The sequence below is a fragment of the Aeromonas sp. R5-1 genome, assembly GCF_040908265.1.
GTDB lineage: Bacteria > Pseudomonadota > Gammaproteobacteria > Enterobacterales > Aeromonadaceae > Aeromonas > Aeromonas caviae.
This window is the reverse complement of the sequence record NZ_JBFODJ010000026.1, coordinates 1-16,339: the sequence shown is the minus strand read 5'-3', so window position 1 is coordinate 16,339 and position 16,339 is coordinate 1. Positions and strand designations below refer to the sequence as shown.

Annotated in this window: 19 protein-coding genes, 1 tRNA gene and 1 riboswitch; of the genes, 16 read left to right on the top strand and 4 right to left on the bottom strand. The window is 59.0% G+C overall.

The annotated features are described in order from the left end of the window. The first annotated feature begins 49 nt into the window (after positions 1–49). Positions 50–952, top strand: coding sequence for a LysR family transcriptional regulator (locus AB5Y64_RS03510; RefSeq protein WP_368203277.1), 903 nt, complete (start codon positions 50–52; stop codon positions 950–952). A gap of 66 nt (positions 953–1,018) precedes the next feature. Here the strand turns inward: AB5Y64_RS03510 and ribA are convergent, their stop codons facing one another. Further along, positions 1,019–1,612: a GTP cyclohydrolase II gene (ribA, locus tag AB5Y64_RS03505; protein ID WP_010675003.1), complete on the bottom strand. Its 594-nt coding sequence runs from the start codon at positions 1,610–1,612 to the stop codon at positions 1,019–1,021. A 263-nt stretch (positions 1,613–1,875) separates the two neighbouring features. On the opposite strand from ribA, the gene cmk reads away from it, so the two are divergent. The 6 genes from cmk to pyrF all read left to right on the top strand — a co-directional run bounded on the left by cmk (position 1,876) and on the right by pyrF (position 7,146). Further along, positions 1,876–2,568 carry a (d)CMP kinase gene (gene cmk / locus AB5Y64_RS03500; RefSeq protein WP_041215039.1) on the top strand — a complete coding sequence of 231 codons (693 nt, stop codon included), beginning with the start codon at positions 1,876–1,878 and terminating at the stop codon, positions 2,566–2,568. A gap of 93 nt (positions 2,569–2,661) precedes the next feature. After that, the gene (gene rpsA, locus AB5Y64_RS03495; RefSeq protein ID WP_010675001.1) at positions 2,662–4,332 is read left to right on the top strand and encodes a 30S ribosomal protein S1; all 1,671 of its coding nucleotides are present in this window, start codon (positions 2,662–2,664) and stop codon (positions 4,330–4,332) included. 92 nt (positions 4,333–4,424) lie between these two features. Next, on the top strand, positions 4,425–4,709 hold the full coding sequence (gene ihfB / locus AB5Y64_RS03490) for an integration host factor subunit beta (RefSeq protein WP_005299934.1): 285 nt from the start codon (positions 4,425–4,427) through the stop codon (positions 4,707–4,709). 156 nt (positions 4,710–4,865) lie between these two features. Next, entirely contained in the window at positions 4,866–5,150 is a 285-nt protein-coding gene (locus AB5Y64_RS03485) for a LapA family protein (protein ID WP_171865340.1), read from the top strand. Between the two features lie 9 nt (positions 5,151–5,159). Further along, the gene (gene lapB / locus AB5Y64_RS03480) at positions 5,160–6,326 is read left to right on the top strand and encodes a lipopolysaccharide assembly protein LapB (RefSeq protein ID WP_010674999.1); all 1,167 of its coding nucleotides are present in this window, start codon (positions 5,160–5,162) and stop codon (positions 6,324–6,326) included. Between the two features lie 121 nt (positions 6,327–6,447). Next, complete coding sequence (gene pyrF, locus AB5Y64_RS03475) at positions 6,448–7,146, top strand: orotidine-5'-phosphate decarboxylase (protein WP_069785130.1); 699 nt, start codon at positions 6,448–6,450, stop codon at positions 7,144–7,146. A gap of 86 nt (positions 7,147–7,232) precedes the next feature. Here the strand turns inward: pyrF and rrtA are convergent, their stop codons facing one another. Next, positions 7,233–7,811, bottom strand: coding sequence for a rhombosortase (gene rrtA / locus AB5Y64_RS03470; RefSeq protein WP_223915160.1), 579 nt, complete (start codon positions 7,809–7,811; stop codon positions 7,233–7,235). Here rrtA and AB5Y64_RS03465 point away from each other — a divergent pair. The 5 genes from AB5Y64_RS03465 (at position 7,777) to AB5Y64_RS03445 (ending at position 10,685) form a co-directional block, all read left to right on the top strand. After that, a complete protein-coding gene (locus tag AB5Y64_RS03465) occupies positions 7,777–8,430 on the top strand; it encodes a tRNA-uridine aminocarboxypropyltransferase (RefSeq protein WP_171865339.1) in 654 nt (217 codons plus the stop codon). The genes rrtA and AB5Y64_RS03465 overlap by 35 nt on opposite strands. A 22-nt stretch (positions 8,431–8,452) precedes the next feature. Beyond that, positions 8,453–9,160 (top strand): 7-cyano-7-deazaguanine synthase QueC, encoded by a 708-nt coding sequence (gene queC / locus AB5Y64_RS03460; RefSeq protein ID WP_128273342.1) that lies wholly within the window; start codon positions 8,453–8,455, stop codon positions 9,158–9,160. Positions 9,161–9,221: 61 nt separating this feature from the next. Next, entirely contained in the window at positions 9,222–9,893 is a 672-nt protein-coding gene (queE, locus tag AB5Y64_RS03455; RefSeq protein WP_010674994.1) for a 7-carboxy-7-deazaguanine synthase QueE, read from the top strand. Position 9,894: 1 nt separating this feature from the next. After that, entirely contained in the window at positions 9,895–10,125 is a 231-nt protein-coding gene (locus AB5Y64_RS03450; RefSeq protein ID WP_039038687.1) for a DUF3820 family protein, read from the top strand. Then, positions 10,122–10,685: a cob(I)yrinic acid a,c-diamide adenosyltransferase gene (locus AB5Y64_RS03445; protein ID WP_041211547.1), complete on the top strand. Its 564-nt coding sequence runs from the start codon at positions 10,122–10,124 to the stop codon at positions 10,683–10,685. Before AB5Y64_RS03450 ends, AB5Y64_RS03445 begins: the two co-directional genes overlap by 4 nt. 77 nt (positions 10,686–10,762) lie before the next feature. On the opposite strand, the gene AB5Y64_RS03440 is transcribed toward AB5Y64_RS03445, so the two are convergent. Beyond that, a complete protein-coding gene (locus tag AB5Y64_RS03440; RefSeq protein ID WP_041215041.1) occupies positions 10,763–11,161 on the bottom strand; it encodes an H-NS family nucleoid-associated regulatory protein in 399 nt (132 codons plus the stop codon). 317 nt (positions 11,162–11,478) lie between these two features. Then, positions 11,479–11,650, top strand: a riboswitch (Lysine riboswitch). An 87-nt stretch (positions 11,651–11,737) separates the two neighbouring features. Between AB5Y64_RS03440 and AB5Y64_RS03435 the strand changes: the two genes are divergently transcribed. Together AB5Y64_RS03435 and AB5Y64_RS03430 are read left to right on the top strand one after the other, a co-directional pair. Beyond that, positions 11,738–13,318, top strand: a complete 1,581-nt coding sequence (locus AB5Y64_RS03435) for a Na+/H+ antiporter NhaC family protein (protein WP_041211545.1) — start codon at positions 11,738–11,740, stop codon at positions 13,316–13,318. Positions 13,319–13,403: 85 nt separating this feature from the next. After that, the gene (locus tag AB5Y64_RS03430) at positions 13,404–13,985 is read left to right on the top strand and encodes a thymidine kinase (RefSeq protein WP_010674989.1); all 582 of its coding nucleotides are present in this window, start codon (positions 13,404–13,406) and stop codon (positions 13,983–13,985) included. 70 nt (positions 13,986–14,055) lie between these two features. Here AB5Y64_RS03430 and AB5Y64_RS03425 read toward each other — a convergent pair whose 3' ends face one another. After that, positions 14,056–15,393 carry a flavohemoglobin expression-modulating QEGLA motif protein gene (locus AB5Y64_RS03425; protein WP_279966032.1) on the bottom strand — a complete coding sequence of 446 codons (1,338 nt, stop codon included), beginning with the start codon at positions 15,391–15,393 and terminating at the stop codon, positions 14,056–14,058. Positions 15,394–15,548: 155 nt separating this feature from the next. Here AB5Y64_RS03425 and AB5Y64_RS03420 point away from each other — a divergent pair, with 155 nt between their 5' ends. Both AB5Y64_RS03420 and AB5Y64_RS03415 read left to right on the top strand, forming a co-directional pair. After that, positions 15,549–16,004, top strand: a complete 456-nt coding sequence (locus tag AB5Y64_RS03420) for a YbjN domain-containing protein (RefSeq protein ID WP_160839247.1) — start codon at positions 15,549–15,551, stop codon at positions 16,002–16,004. 247 nt (positions 16,005–16,251) lie between these two features. Next, a tRNA-Ser gene (locus AB5Y64_RS03415) sits at positions 16,252–16,339 on the top strand.

Here is a 16,339-nt window from a genome sequence, read left to right as displayed (position 1 = left end):
CGTATAAATATAATATATTTAAGTTATCACCCTGATAAATGAAATTGATATGGATCTGAAACAGCTCGGATACCTGCTGGCGGTGCGCGATGCCGGCTCCTTCACCAGGGCGGCCCAGGGGCTGAACGTGGCCCAGCCTGCCGTCAGCATGGCCATCGCCAAGCTGGAGCAGCAGCTCGATCTGCGGCTGTTTGACCGGCAGGACCGCAGCGTGCGCCTCACCCCGGAGGGAGAGGTCCTCTGCCGCCACGCCGAACGGCTGCTGCGCCAGATGCACCAGGCCGAGGCCGAGATGGCCGAGCTCAAGGGGCTGGAGCGGGGGGAGGTGCGCATCGGCATCCCCTACATGATGGGATCCTATTACTTCCCGCCAATCCTGATGGCGTTCAAGCATCGCTACCCCGGCTTGAAGATCCGGGTGGAGGAGGCGGGCACCCGGGAGCTGCTCAGCCGCATGGTGGATGGCAGTCTGGATCTCGCCATCCTCATCACCAGCGATCTGCCACCTGCCCTCGAGGGGGCGCAACTGCTGCGGGAAGAGATGCTGATGGTGGTGGGGGAGGAGCACCCCCTGCGCGGCGCTGAGTCGGTCTCGTTGCCACAGTTCTTCGGCCAGGAGCTCGCCATGTTCCGGCGAGGCTTCTACCACAGGGAACACATGGAGGTGTTGGCGCAGGGGCTGGGGGTAGAGCCTGACATCGCGTTCGAAAGCAATCTCATCCCTCTGCTCAAGGCGGTGGTGCGTCAGGGATTCGCCGTGACCACCTTCCTGCGCATGGCGCTGGAAGAGGAGCCGGCCCTCACCGGCATCCCTTTTTCACCCCCCATCTTCCTGGATCTCTGCGTAGCCTGGCGACGGGGGGATCCGCTCTCCATGGCGAACCGGGCGTTGCGGGATTTTTTGCTGGCACAAGGGGATGTTTCTCACCATTGCGCTACAGATGCTGAATGATGGAGTGGTATCACCAATAAAAACGCCTCCAATCTGGAGGCGTATGCTGACAAGGTGGATGCAACCTTACTTCTTGAACAGGTGATCCAGCTTGTTTGCCTTGGTGGAGAGATAAAACTCGTTGTGGGGATTGCGACCTTCCTGAAGGGGCACGCGCTCCGCCACCGGGATGCCAAAGGATTCCATCGCCTTCAACTTGCGCGGGTTGTTGGTCATCAGGCGCAGGGACTTGACCTCGAGCGCCTTGAGCATGTCGGCACAGATGGTGTAGTCGCGCATGTCGGCGGCAAAGCCAAGCGCCACGTTGGCCTCCACGGTATCGGCCCCCTGATCCTGCAGATGATAGGCCCGGATCTTGTTGAGCAAGCCGATGCCTCGCCCTTCCTGACGGACATACAGCAGGACGCCGCGGCCCGCCTTGGCGATGTTTTCCAGCGCGGCCTGCAATTGGAAGCCGCAGTCACAACGCAGACTGAACAGGGCATCCCCGGTCAGACACTCGGAATGAATGCGTCCCAGCACGGGTTCGCCGTCTGCGATATCGCCCATCACCAGCGCGGCATGATCCTTGCCCGTGCCGGTTTCCTGAAAACCAACCAGCGTGAAAGTGCCCCAGGGGGTCGGCAACTTGGATTTGGCCACGAGGGTAACGCTGCTCATATGGTTGCTCCTGACTACAGCTGCTTAAAAAAGGGCGGCCAGTTTAGCGCGCATTGTTCGGAACAACCATAAGAACAAAACCTTGCGTGAGAAGTGGGTTAACCCGATTGGTCAGAATAGGTGCAATCACGACGACTTTTGCGCAATTGTGTGCCCTGACAACTGCCAGCGACGGCGCATTCGGGTATAATCGGCGCCCATTAACCCATCCCGACAGGGATGTGTGCAACCAGTCAAGATGCCGAGTGCGCAGGAGAAACGTTATGGCTCAGATGGCCCCCGTGATGACTATTGATGGCCCAAGTGGAGCAGGAAAAGGCACCTTGTGCCAGTTGCTGGCTGAAAAACTGGGCTGGCACCTGCTCGATTCCGGTGCCATCTACCGGGTGCTCTCCCTGGCAGCCTTGCATCACGATGTGGAGCTCGATTCCGAAGCCGCATTGGTTCCCCTGGCCGCCAATCTGGATGTGCAATTCCAGGTAGAAGGGGAGCTGGTCAAGGTGATCCTCGAAGGGGAGGATGTTTCCCGCACCATTCGTACTGAAGAAGTGGGCAACGCGGCCAGCAAAATTGCGGCGTTTCCCCGGGTACGTGAAGCCCTGCTGCGCCGTCAGCGAGCATTTCGCCAAGCCCCCGGTCTCATCGCCGACGGTCGCGACATGGGCACAGTGGTTTTCCCCGAGGCGGATGTGAAGATTTTCCTCGACGCCAGCGCCGAGGAGCGGGCCCAGCGCCGCTATAAGCAGTTGCAAGATAAGGGCTTTGATGTTAACTTTGAGCGTCTTTTAACCGAGATTCGGGAACGTGACGATCGCGACAGAAATCGCGCCGTCGCTCCCCTGAAACCCGCGGAAGATGCTCTTGTTGTAGACTCAACGTCCATGACCATAGATGAAGTGCTGGCAACGGTGCTTGCCTATGCAGAGCAACAACTTGGTGATGTCAGCGCAAACTGATGTCAGTCGTCTGCACCAAGGATGGCGCAGATAATTTAAAACAACCCCGCTTGTGCCGGATTGCAAGTGGATGTTTCATTTGTGACATAAACAATGATCGAATCTTTTGCTCAACTCTTTGAAGAGTCCCTGAATGCCGTTGAAACCCGTCAAGGTTCCATCGTCAAGGGCACTGTCGTTGCTATCGAGAACGGTTTCGTACTGGTTGATGCCGGTCTGAAATCCGAGTCTGCTATCCCGGCTGAAGAATTCAAGAACGCCATGGGCGAGCTGGAAATCAACGTAGGTGACTCCGTTGACGTGGCTCTGGACTCTATCGAAGATGGTTTCGGCGAAACCAAGCTGTCCCGCGAAAAAGCCAAGCGCCACGAAGCCTGGCTGCAGCTTGAAAAAGCTTACGAAGAGCAAGCTACCGTTATCGGTATCATCAACGGCAAGGTCAAGGGTGGTTTCACCGTTGAGCTGAACGGCATCCGTGCCTTCCTGCCGGGTTCTCTGGTTGACGTGCGTCCGATCCGTGACACCGCTCACCTGGAAAACAAAGAACTCGAGTTCAAAGTCATCAAGCTGGACCAGAAGCGCAACAACGTTGTTGTTTCCCGTCGTGCCGTGATCGAGACCGAGAACACCTCCGAGCGTGAAAGCCTGCTGGCCAACCTGCAAGAAGGTCAAGAAGTTAAGGGTATCGTCAAGAACCTGACCGACTACGGTGCATTCGTAGATCTGGGCGGTGTTGACGGCCTGCTGCACATCACCGACATGGCGTGGAAGCGCGTTAAGCATCCTTCCGAAATCGTCAACGTTGGCGACGAGATCGCTGTCAAGGTTCTGAAGTTCGACCGCGAGCGTACCCGTGTATCCCTGGGCCTGAAGCAGCTGGGCGAAGATCCCTGGGTTGCTATCGCCAAGCGTTACCCGGAGACCACCCGTCTGTCTGGCCGCGTGACCAACCTGACCGACTACGGCTGCTTCGTTGAAATCGAAGAAGGCGTGGAAGGCCTGGTACACGTATCCGAGATGGATTGGACCAACAAGAACATCCACCCGTCCAAGGTTGTCAACGTTGGCGACGTGGTTGACGTGATGGTTCTGGACATCGACGAAGAGCGTCGTCGTATCTCCCTGGGTCTGAAGCAGTGCAAATCCAACCCGTGGCAGCTGTTTGCCGAAACTCACGCCAAGGGCGACCGTGTTTCCGGCAAGATCAAGTCCATCACTGACTTCGGTATCTTCATCGGTCTGGATGGCGGCATCGACGGCCTGGTTCACCTGTCTGACATCTCCTGGAACAACCAGGGCGAAGAAGCCGTGCGTGAATTCAAGAAGGGCGACGAAATCGAAGCCGTTGTTCTGCAAGTGGACCCGGAGCGTGAGCGCATCTCCCTGGGCGTCAAGCAGATCGAAGAAGACCCGTTCAATAAGTATCTGTCTGACAACAAGAAAGGTGCTATTGTGAAGGGCAAGGTTACCGAGGTTGATGCCAAGGGTGCCGTGATCGAACTGGCTGACGGCGTAGAAGGCTACCTGCGTGCCTCCGACGCTGCTCGTGACCGCGTAGAAGACGCCACTCTGGTGCTGTCTGTTGGTGACGAAGTTGAAGCCAAATTCATGGGCGTTGATCGCAAGAACCGCACCGTGAGCCTGTCTGTCCGTGCCAAGGACGAGGCTGATGAGCGTGTTGCCATCGACAGCCTGAACCAACAAGAAGAAGTTGTGTTCAGCAATGCCATGATGGAAGCGTTCAAAGCCGCCAAGGGTGAGTAATCCTTGATGCAAGAAAAGGGCGGCATTGCGCCGCCCTTTTTTATCTTGGCAAAATGATAATTGCATGTGATCGGGGAAGGAGATTTAACCTTATGACCAAATCAGATCTCATCGAACAACTGGCAGCCAGCCGCATGCATATGCCGGCCAAGGATGTCGAAGCCGCAATCAAGGAGATCCTTGAGCAGATGGCATCGACCTTGCAAAACGGCGACCGGATTGAAATCCGAGGATTTGGCAGTTTCTCGCTGCACTATCGTGCGCCCCGCGTGGGTCGCAACCCCAAGACCGGGGACAAGGTTGAACTGACCGGGAAATATGTCCCGCACTTCAAACCTGGCAAAGAGTTGCGCGAACGCGTCAACATCATCGAATAATGCAGAAAACGGCATACCTGAGTATGCCTTTTTCATTTTTATGGCCTGGAGTCTGCCCGTTGTCGGGTTTCTCACACTCTTTTCCCATTCGCGCTAGAGTCTGCCTGTGATTTTAAGGATAATCAGTCACTCATTCGCTACAGACAGGGAGCTCCCATGAAGCGTATCTTGGCCCTCATTCCACTGGTGCTGGTGTTTGTCCTGACCCTTGCCATAGGTTCTCAAAATGGTCAGCTGGTGCAGTTCAACTACCTGATCGCCCAGGGGGAGTTCTCGCTCTCCATGTTGCTGGGGTTCTTCTTCGCCGGCGGTTTTCTGCTGGGCTGGCTGGTGTTTGGCCTGCTGTTCCTGCGTCTCAAACTGCAAAATCGCACCCTGAACCGAACCATGCGTCGTCAATCTCGCGAGTTGGATCTTGCCCGGTCGACAACCAAGGAATAATGTCCCTCGATGCTTGAACTGCTTTTCCTGCTGTTGCCCATCGCCGCTGGTTATGGCTGGTACATGGGCCGCAGGAGTGTTCGCCAGGACACCCAGCAACAGAGTAACCAGTTTTCCCGCCAGTACGTGGCGGGCCTCAACTATTTGCTCTCTGACGAGTCGGACAAGGCGGTGGATCTCTTTATCCAGCTGCTGGAAGTCGACAGCGAAACCATCGAAACCCACCTCTCCCTCGGCAACCTGTTCCGTCAACGGGGCGAAGTCGATCGCGCCATCAAGATCCACCAGAACCTGGTCGCCCGTCAGCTGACCCGTGAGCAGCGTCAGCTTGCCTTGCAGGAGCTGGCCCGTGACTTTCTGGCTGCCGGCTTGCTCGATCGGGCCGAAGCACTCTGGAAAGAGCTGTGTGATGACAGCGATTTCGAAGAGACGGCTCTGGCACAGCTCCTGATCATTCATCAGCAGTTGCGTGACTGGGACAATGCCATCGCCGTGGCGGTGCGTCTGCAGAAATTCCAGGGCAAGAAGCTGGCCGAGCCCATTTCCCACTTCTATTGCGAACAGGCGGAGAGTGCCTTGCGCGATGGCGACAAGCCTGCGGGCATCGCCAAGCTCAAGCGTGCGCTCGGTGCCCACCCGGCCTGTGCCCGCGCCAGCTTGCGGCTGGCCGATCTGGCGATGGAGGAGGGCAGGTTCGAGGATGCGGCCAAGGAGCTCCTGCGGGTGTTCGAGCAGGACATCGACTTTGCCTCCGAAGCCATGCCAAAACTGCTCGAATGCTATCGCCAGCTTGGTCGCAGCCAGGAGCTGATCCCGCTGCTTGAAAAAGCGGTAGAGGATCATGCGGGGGTCAGCGTGACCCTGGCGCTGGCCAATCTGGTGGAGGCCCGCGATGGGTTGAGTCAGGCCCGTGCGCTGGTGCTGCGCCAACTGCGTCGCCACCCCTCCATGAAGGGTTTTTATCAGCTGGTCGGTTTCCAGTTGGCCAGTGCCGAGGAGGGGCCTGCCAAGGAGAGCCTGGAGCTGCTGCAGCAACTGGTCGGTGAGCAGATCAAGATCAAGTCGACCCACAAGTGCCGTCAGTGCGGCTTTGCCACCCATTCGCTGTTCTGGCAATGCCCTTCCTGCCGGCAGTGGGGCACCATCAAGCCGATCCGAGGGCTGGATGGAGAGTAAACGCCAGCGACGCCAGCACGCCCGGGCGAGCACGGATACCCAAGAATTTCAGATGCCAGCGTGCAACCGGGCCCCGGCTCTGCTGTGCCTGGCTGTGGCATAACAATCCATAGGAAGTGACATGCAAGACCCCAAAGTACTGGTCGCGCTGGATTATCAGCACGAAGCCGACGCCTTTGCCTTCATTGAGCAGATCTCACCGGCCCAGTGCCGCCTCAAGGTAGGCAAGGAGATGTTTACCCTGTTTGGTCCCCAGTTCGTTCGCCAACTGGTGGCCAAGGGGTTCGACGTCTTCCTGGATCTGAAATTTCACGACATTCCCAACACCGTCGCCAAGGCGGTGGCGGCCAGTGCGGAGCTGGGCGTCTGGATGGTGAATGTCCATGCCAGCGGTGGCGAACGCATGATGCGTGCCGCCAGAGAGGCGTTGCTGCCATACGGCGACAAGGCGCCCCTGCTCATCGGGGTAACCGTGCTGACCAGCATGGAGCAGTCCGACATGGCGCCCCTGGGTCTGGATGTGACGCCGGCAGAACAGGTGATCCGCCTGGCCACCCTTGCCAAGACGGCCGGGCTGGATGGTGTGGTCTGCTCCGCGGAAGAGGCGAGTGTGCTGAAGGGGCTGCTGGGAGCCGAATTCAAGCTGGTGACGCCGGGCATTCGTCCGAGCGGATCGGCTGCCGGCGATCAGCGCCGCGTCATGACGCCGCTGGCAGCGGTGGAGGCGGGTGCGGATTATCTGGTGATCGGGCGTCCCATCACCCAGTCCTCGGATCCCGCCGCCGTGCTTGGGGCGATCAATGCCGAGCTTTGCCGGTAACGGCGTAATGGGCGAATGAGCGCAGGCCGGATCCCAGATCCGGCCTGCTGCATTTTGGCCGTGGGCTGGCCTTGCCTATGGGGAGCTCAGGAGTGAACGGCCTGGGCGTCCAGACGAATGGGGAAGAGGCCGAGGAGCAGGCCGGCGAGTGCACCGATGAAGTGTGACTCGATGTGTACCCTGGCACCGATCAAGGCGGAGACAGGGCTCTCGCCGGCACTGTAAAAGTCCACACCGAGCTTGATGGCGACGCCCGCCAGCATCAGCCAGCCGGAGTGACGGCGAAAGCGGATGTCCTGCATGGCACCCCATACGAACAAGCCGTGCAGCAGGCCGGAGAGTCCCATGTACCACTGGGTTTGCGGGCAGCCCCACCAGATGCCGAGTCCGACCGCCGTCCCCAGCAGCAGCAGCAGCACGGGCAGGCGCCATCCCGTCAGGTACTCCTGAAACAGGCTGTAGAGCACGGCCAGACCGCTCAGGTTGAGCAGCAGATGCCATCCATTGGTGTGTGCCAGATTGCCTGTTATGATGCGCCACCCTTCGCCCTGGGCGATCAGGTCGCGATCGAAGGCGAGCTGATGATTTGGCACGGTGAAAAAGAGCAAGGCAGTGACGAGCGAAAGCGCGATGACCCAGAGCAGACCCGATTTTCCTGACAACATGAAGCAGCCCAACGACAAAGAGAGCCGATACTGTACACGCTGTACCCGGGCCCTCAAAGCGTGCCTGTGCGATTATATTCAGCGTGTGCCGAACCTGGCTGCGCTCCATATCCTGCAACACCCTGCCGAAGTAGGTCACCCCAAGGGGACGGCTGCGTTGCTGGCGGCGTCCCTGACCGATGTACGCATTCATGTGGGGGAGGACTTTTCCGACGACGAAGGGCTCAATGCCCTGCTTGCCGACCCCGCTGTCCAGTGCTACGTGCTGTGGCCCGATGAGGAGGCCCTGACCCTGATAGAGGCAAGGGAGCATCTCCTGAGGAGTGGGCGCACCGTGCGAGCCCACTTCATCCTCCTCGATGGCACCTGGCGCAAAGCCTATCGCATGTTGCACAGCTCGCCTGCACTGCTCGGGTTGCCGCGGATCACCCTCGGCGCCATTGCCGGGCAATATTCCATTCGCAAGAAGCCCTTTGAAGAGGCACTGTCCACCCTGGAGGCGGGCTACCATCTGTTGTCCCGGTGGGAAGGAGATCCTGAGCGCTTCGCCCCGCTGATGACCCTGTTTACCCATTTGAACCGGCAGTGGCATGACTTTGCACAAGGCCGCCGCCGTTGAATTGCCCAGAGGAGTGAAAAACATGAAAAAAGCCGTCGTGGTCTTCAGTGGCGGGCAGGACAGCACCACCTGTCTGGTGCAGGCACAGGCCCGCTATGACGAAGTGCATGCCATCACCTTCGATTACGGCCAGCGCCACCGGGCGGAGATTGACACCGCCCGCCATCTGGCGACGGCGCTCGGGATCGCCGCCCACAAGGTAATGGATGTGACCATGCTCGGGGAGCTGGCCATCTCTGCGCTGACCCGGGACGACATACCGGTGAGCTTCGAGCTTCAGGAGAACGGCCTGCCCAACACCTTCGTACCGGGACGCAACATCCTGTTCCTGACCCTGGCGGCCATCTATGCCTATCAGGTGGGCGCCGAAGCGGTGATCACCGGGGTGTGCGAGACCGACTTTTCCGGCTATCCCGATTGCCGCGACGACTTCGTCAAGGCGCTCAATCAGGCGGTCTCCCTGGGGCTGGATCGCCCCATCCGCTTCGAAACCCCCCTGATGTGGCTCGACAAGGCCGAAACCTGGGCGCTGGCGGATCATTACGGTCACCTCGATACCGTGCGTCACCAGACGCTCACTTGCTACAACGGAATCCAGGGAGATGGTTGCGGGGCCTGTCCGGCCTGCGAGCTGCGTCGCCGTGGCCTGGATCACTATCTGGCTGACAAGAGCGGCATCCGTGCCAGACTTTACGAGAAGAGCGGACTGGGCGAGAAAAGCGGATCCTGAGCCTGTGCCTAGCCCGGGTTTGGGGTATAATCCGCCCCTTTTGCAGCAAGTCGTGACCAAGATGCACTACCCAATCAACGAGATCTTCCAGACCATCCAGGGGGAGGGGGTATTTACCGGCCTGCCCGCCATCTTCGTTCGCCTTCAGGGCTGCCCGGTGGGCTGCCCCTGGTGCGATACCCGCCACACCTGGGTGGTGGACCCCGAGCGTGAGGTGGCCCCTGGCGAGGTGCTCGATCGTTCCAATGAGTCCGACGGCTGGAGCAAGATGAGCACGGAAGATATTCTGGCCAGCTTTACCCGGCTCGGTTACCGGGCCCGTCACGTGGTGTTGACCGGTGGTGAGCCCTGCCTCTACGACTTGCGCGAGCTCTCTTCGGCCCTGGTGGCATCGGGTTATCAGGTGCAGATCGAAACCAGCGGGACCAGCGAGGTGCTGACCCATGAGCAGACCTGGGTGACTGTTTCCCCCAAGATCGGCATGAAGGGTGGGTTGCCGGTGCTGGTCTCTGCCCTCGAGCGGGCCAACGAGATCAAGCACCCGGTGGCCACCGAGCACCATATCGAGGAGCTGGATGCCCTGCTGGCCACCGCCCGGCTGCGCCCCGATGTGATGATTGCGCTGCAACCCATCAGCCAGAAAGCCAGGGCCACGGAGCTGGCCATGGCAACCTGCATCGCCCGTAACTGGCGACTCTCCATCCAGACCCATAAATACCTGAATATCGATTGATATGGATGGACTCAGCGATGAGCGCATCTTGCTGACGCTGGCCAGCAAGATGCCTTACGGAAAATACAAGGGGCGGCGCATCATCGATATTCCCGAGCCCTATCTGGTATGGATGGCGCGAAGCGGTTTTCCGGCCGGTACCCTGGGCCAGTCTCTGGCACTGGCCTACGAGATAAAGCTCAATGGACTCGAGTCCATGATTATTCCCATTATTAACAGGATGTCAGAATGAGAATATATACAAGGCAAGGGGACAAGGGGCTCACGCGACTGGCCGATGGCACTTCCCTGGCCAAAGACGATAAACGTGTCGAGACCTATGGCGCCATCGACGAGCTGAATTCCCAAATAGGCTTGTTGATGGCTGAAATACCCGCCGGGGAGACGACTCTCCTGGCCGATCTCATATTGTTGCAGCAGGAGCTGTTTGATCTGGGCGGGGAGCTGGCATTTTCCAGTGAATCGCAAACGGATACGCTGTGGCAGGTGAACGAGGCTTGGACGAACAGGCTCGAGCAACAGATCGATGCCTACAGTGCCGGGTTGCCGGTGCTGCGCAATTTTATTTTGCCGAGCGGTTCGCGGGCGGCGGCCCAGGCACATGTGGTGCGTACCCTGACCCGTCGCTGCGAGCGCCTGCTGCTTGGGTTGAGCCGCGTAGAGCGGGTGAATCCGGCCGTTTTGCCCTACCTCAACCGGCTGAGCGACTGGTTTTTCACCATCGCCCGATACCTGCTGGTATCGTCGGGTACCCCGGAGATCCTCTGGGTCAAGGCGGCTGACAGAGGCTGACAATCGCTCGAAGCGGCAATAAAAAACCTCGCCTTGCGAGGTTTTTTATTGCTGTGGAAAGGGGCCTGATATTGCTGTCAGATGGCAAAGGCTTCCACGGATTTGCCCTCGGCAACGGCCTTGGCAATGACCGAGGGCATGCGGCCCTGACCGGTCCAGGTTTTTTCCACGCCATTGTCCAGATAACGATATTTGGCGGGGCGGGGCGCACGTTTGCTGACCTTGGTATTCTCGGGCACCACGGTGTTGACCAATTCGGCAGGATCGATCCCTGCGGCCTTCAGCATTTCGGCATATTCGGCAATTTTCTTTTGATGCTCTTCACGGGCCTGGCGTTCGGCGGATTCATCTTGCCGACGTTCATCGACGATGGCGGAGAGCTTTTCCAAGCCTTCTTCCAGTTGTTCCAGCGTCAAATCGCGGCAAGCTGCACGCAGGCTACGGATATTCAACAGCACTTTCAGAAATTCGTTCATATTGGCTACCACGCGAGCAAAATATTAAGGGAAGAACTGGTTTTTCGATAATTTATAGGGGTATTTGGCACCAAGTCAAGCCTGCCAAAATAATTAATTAGGCTGATAAATTAAGTCTCGAAATAGATATGAAGGATATTTTTATCCGTTTGACGGGACAACATCTTCGAATGGGCTCGTGTCAGATGAAAATATCGCCATCGGAGTTTTTGGTGAACCATTTGACTACCTTTGCAGGTATGGGGGCCACAGAAACCTTGAAATTTAATCAAAAAACTTGCTATCACCCGGTGGCTCGATAAAATGTGCCGTGAATACCTTTAAGTAGAGGCGCGCTGCCTATGAGTAACCGAGCGGAGGGTGATGCCTGCGATGCTCGATGAAAGGAGTCGGCGCCGAAGTGACCAGGCCATCATACCGGGTTGCTGGTTCTGCATCTAATAGGTGCAGGACTGCCATAGTCATCCACTATGGAGCGCTACCTGAAGGGGCTGAGGAGTATACCCTCCCCATGGGTTTTGTTTCTTTGATCCTCTCGGTAGATCTCCACCTGTTGTCTTTAGGTGCAAAGAGATCATGGACATCGTTCATTACGCCGACTCCGGTTGGTCCGTCGTTCCCCCCCTGCTGGCCGTTGCGCTGGCGATCATCACTCGCCGCGTCCTGGTGTCGCTGGGGGTGGGCATAGTCGCAGGCAGCTTGCTGCTCAACCAGTTTTCTCCCCTTGCGTCCCTTCATTACATGCTCGATACCGTGCTCAGGATCTTCTGGGTCGACGGTGCGCTCAATCGTGACAACGTCAACATGATCCTCTTCATGTTGCTGCTGGGCGGCCTCATCAGCCTGATGAGCGTCTCCGGTGCGACCCGGGCGTTTGCCGAGTGGGCGGAGCGCCGCGCCAAGACCCGCAAGGGTGCCAAGTCCCTGACCGGTCTGATGGTGTTTGCCTTCTTCATCGACGACTTCTTCCACAGCCTGTCGGTGGGGGCCATCTGCCGTCCGGTGACCGATCGCTTCCAGATCTCCCGCGCCAAGCTGGCCTATCTGCTGGACTCCACCGCCGCGCCGGTCTGCGTGCTGATGCCGATCTCCTCCTGGGGGGCCTACATCATCGCCCTCGTCGGCGGCATCATGGCGGCTCATGGTCTGACCGACCAGAGCCCCATCTCCGCCTTCGTCGAAATGATCCCCATGAACCTCTATGCGGTGTTCACCCTGATCATGGTGCTGGTGGTGATCGCCTTCCAGCTCGACATCGGCCCCATGCGCCAGCATGAGCAGTGGGCACTGGAGGGCAAGCTGTGGGACGAGTCCAAGGGGCGCCCCATCGGGCTCGACATGGAGAGCCCGGAGGAGAGCAATGGCGGCATGATTGACATGGTGCTGCCCATCCTGACCCTCACCCTGGCCACCGTCTATTTCATGATTGACTCCGGGGCTGCGGTGCTGGCCGACAAGGGGCTGCCGTTCAGCGTGCTCGGCTCCTTCGAAAATACCAATGTCGGCTCCTCCCTGGTCTATGGTGCTCTGTGCAGCCTGGTGGTCTCCATCGGTCTGGCCATGCGCCTCAAGCTCGGGGCAAGCAACTGGATGAAGGCGGCTCCGCAGGGGATCATGGCCATGCTGCCCGCCATCAACATCCTGCTGTTCGCCTGGACCATCGGCGCCGTGGTGCGCGATGTGGAAACCGGTAAATACCTGGCCTCCCTGGCCAATGGCAATCTACCGGTGGAAGTGCTGCCCGCCGTGGTCTTCGTGCTCTCCTGCGCCATGGCGTTTGCCACCGGCACCAGCTGGGGCACCTTCGGCATCATGCTGCCGCTCGCCGGCGACATGGCGGCCGCCAGCGACATCAGTCTGATGCTGCCCATGCTGGCCGCCGTACTGGCAGGGTCCGTGTTCGGGGATCACAGCTCCCCCATCTCCAGCACCAGCATCCTGTCTGCCACCGGGGCCGGTTGCCATCACATCGATCACGTGATGACCCAACTGCCCTATGCCCTGGCCATCGCCTTTGGCGCTGCGCTCGGCTACCTGGTGATGGGGCTGATGCACTCCGCGCTGGCCGGTTTCACCGTGAGCGGGCTCTGGTTCCTGATCTTCTCCGGTTACCATTTGCGCAAAGCCCGGGCGTATAGCGCCGTGGCAGTCGCATAAGAGAACAAGGGGCCTGCGGGCCCCTTGGTTTTGGCAGGGGCTTTGGTTAGCATGCGCCCCATCACTCCCGTTTCGGAACCCCATCATGGCTTCACTGCACTACAAATTTGCCACCATGAACTCAGGCAAATCGACCCAGCTCATCCAGGCCCACTTCAACTATCTGGAGCGTGGCATGTATCCGCTGGCCATGACGCCCGCCATCGACGATCGCTTCGGTGCCGGCGTCATCAGTGCCAGGGTCGGTCTTGAGCTGAAAGTGGAGGTGTTCAGCGACAGCTGCGATCTGTTCGAGATGGTCAAGGCGCGCCACGCAAAGCGGCACATCGATGTCTTCATCGTTGACGAGGCGCAGTTCCTGACCCGTGAGCAGGTCTACCAGCTCGCCCGCATCGTCGACGAGCAGGACATTCCGGTGATTGCCTATGGTCTCAAGACCGATTTTCGCGGCGAACTGTTCCCCGGCTCCTACCACCTGCTCTGTCTGGCGGACAAGTTCGAGGAGCTAAAAAGCATCTGCTGGTGCGGCAACAAGGCCCACATGAACTCGCGGGTCAACGAGGCGGGGCAGGTGATGCGCGACGGTGAGCAGGTGGAGATCGGCGGCAACGATCGCTATGTGTCGCTCTGCCGCAAGCACTATCTGGAAGGGCGGGCCTTCAAGTAACCCGTGGCTGGCTCGTGCAGCCTGGACACCAAAGAGGGCGCCCATCTGGCGTCCTCTTTGTCTATGGGAGTCAGTCGATCTCGATGTCGACAGGGGCGATGATGGGGTCGGCCGCCGGGAGGCGGTGGAAGAGCTGGCGAAAATGCTGTTGTACCCGGCCTATGTCCACCAGGGACATGCCGGAGGCGAAGCCGAACCAGACGTAGAGCCCTGTGAGGTCGCGAAACATGGGAGGGAGGTAGCGAGGGGCGTCGATGAGCCCCTCCAGATAGTGCTGATAGAGCACGGGGATGTCGTCCAGGGTCACCTTGCCGACGAACAGCATGGGCAGGATCTCCGGCACCCCCTCCAGCACGGCACTGCGAATGAAGTTCACCGTCTCCACATAGCCCTTCACATAGGAGAGATCCTTGGTAAAGCAGGCGCCCCCCTCGACCATGCCACCGCGAAACACCCGCTGGGTGATCTTGTAGGCGTCGTGCTCGCTGGCCCCCTTGGCCACGAAGTGGCGGAACACCTCGATGAAATCGGCGCCACGCTCCGCCATGTCGATGGCCATGACCCGATCCGAGATGCGCTTGGCCCTGTCCGGGAAGGAGCTGAACGTGAGGGTCTCGATGAGTACTGCCAACCCCTCCTGACAGGCGGTGATGCGGGGCGAGCCGGCACCGAGCCAGGTGGCGTAAGATTGCTGGCGGCCGTTGAGGGTGGTGCCGACGTGAACCCAGCCTTCGTGTACCTCCAGCACCTGCAGATCGAGTTCCGAGAAACGGGCGTGGGAGTTGAGCTTGATGTAATCCCCCCCGGCGGCGGCATCGGAGACGATGCCATCGCTGAGCTTGACCTGGACTGTGCCGTCGCTGAAGTAGCTCGACAGCTTGCCCTGCAACCTCGCCACCGCGGCTTCCCCCTCGAACTCCTTGGGGTAGGGGCGCACCAAGTGGCGGGCGCCGGGCAGGGAGAAGATGTCGCACAATCTGGCCCCCAGCTCCTTCAGGGTCTTGCGATCCCCGCGCAGGTGATCGCTTGCCGAGCCGTAGAGCCGCTGACTGTAGCGCTGGAAGTCAGGCTGCCCGCGCTGGCGCAGCATCTCGATGACCACCATGTACTGATCCACCGTCTCTTGCAGGATCCGGCCGAGATCGTCCTGGGGGCCGAGGCGCCGGCGGATCCTGTCCCTCAACTCCTTGAGCTCAAGGTACTTGTTGCTGGGATCGAACCCCAGGGGGAGGGATTCATAGAAGTGCCTGTCGATGGCGGGCAGTGCCTTGCCGCCACTTGCCAGAAAGTCGCTTTGCAGGTGACGGGGCCATTTGATGGCATCCAGGATGCGGATGGGTTTTTGCAGGGCGAGCAGTTCATCCGAGAGGGATTTGAGGTGCAGGCGATACTTTTCTTGGATGGTCATCGGGCTCTTTGGAGGCGAGTGCGCTACGAGAATGGCTGAGTATAGGCACAGGGCCTGTCAAAAAGAAGCGAGACGACGGGGATCCGGCCTGTGTGCTTTTGGTTGTCTGAAAATTGGTTTAGACTGCGCCCCTTGATCTCTACCGTGTCGTGAAAATGATGAATATCCCCAGCTCTGAAATGATAATGCGTTGGTTGCAACAGGCCCGGATCGAGCACTATGTGTGCGATCAGTGTCATGGCATCCACATGGTCTCCCTGCAGTCCGTCGAGGGCATCCAGGAGAGCCGGATCTTCGTGGAAGAGGAAGGGCTGCTGTTCTCATCCGAGCTGGAGGTGCGCCCCTCATCGCTACTGCCCCTGGTGGCCGAACTGGGTCGTCTCAACATGCAATATCCGTCCCTCAAGGTGTTCCTCGACATCATCGATGACAACCTGCCACGCCTCGTTGTGGGTCACACCGTCTTTACCAAGGCGGGTCTCACCGTCGAGCAGTTCCTGCTGTTCGTTGAAAGCACCACGGCAGCCACCCATGAAGTGGTTTCCGAATGTGAACGCCTTGGCTTCCTCAATCTGCCGGAAATCCAGGTCGCACCGGAATCCGTTCACTGACTTCAGCACCTGAACTGTGCGTTTAATGTGCGAACGGTTCGCTGCGGCTAAAAAGCCGTTGACGGCGGCGGGGCTTTCCCCTAAATTACGCCCCGTTCCAGCGCAACGGCGCAGCGAACATCGTGTTGGCTGAACACGTTAAACCACAGACAAAAATTTGGTGCGGTATCCGAGAGGCTGCCCACCGACGAAGTCGGCAAGATGCACGCACAGCGTGCTCCGAAAGCCACTTCAAGCAGTAAAATTTGGTGAGGTGTCCGAGTGGCTGAAGGAGCACGCCTGGAAAGTGTGTATACGGCAACGTATCGAGGGTTCGAATCCCTCCCTCACCGCCA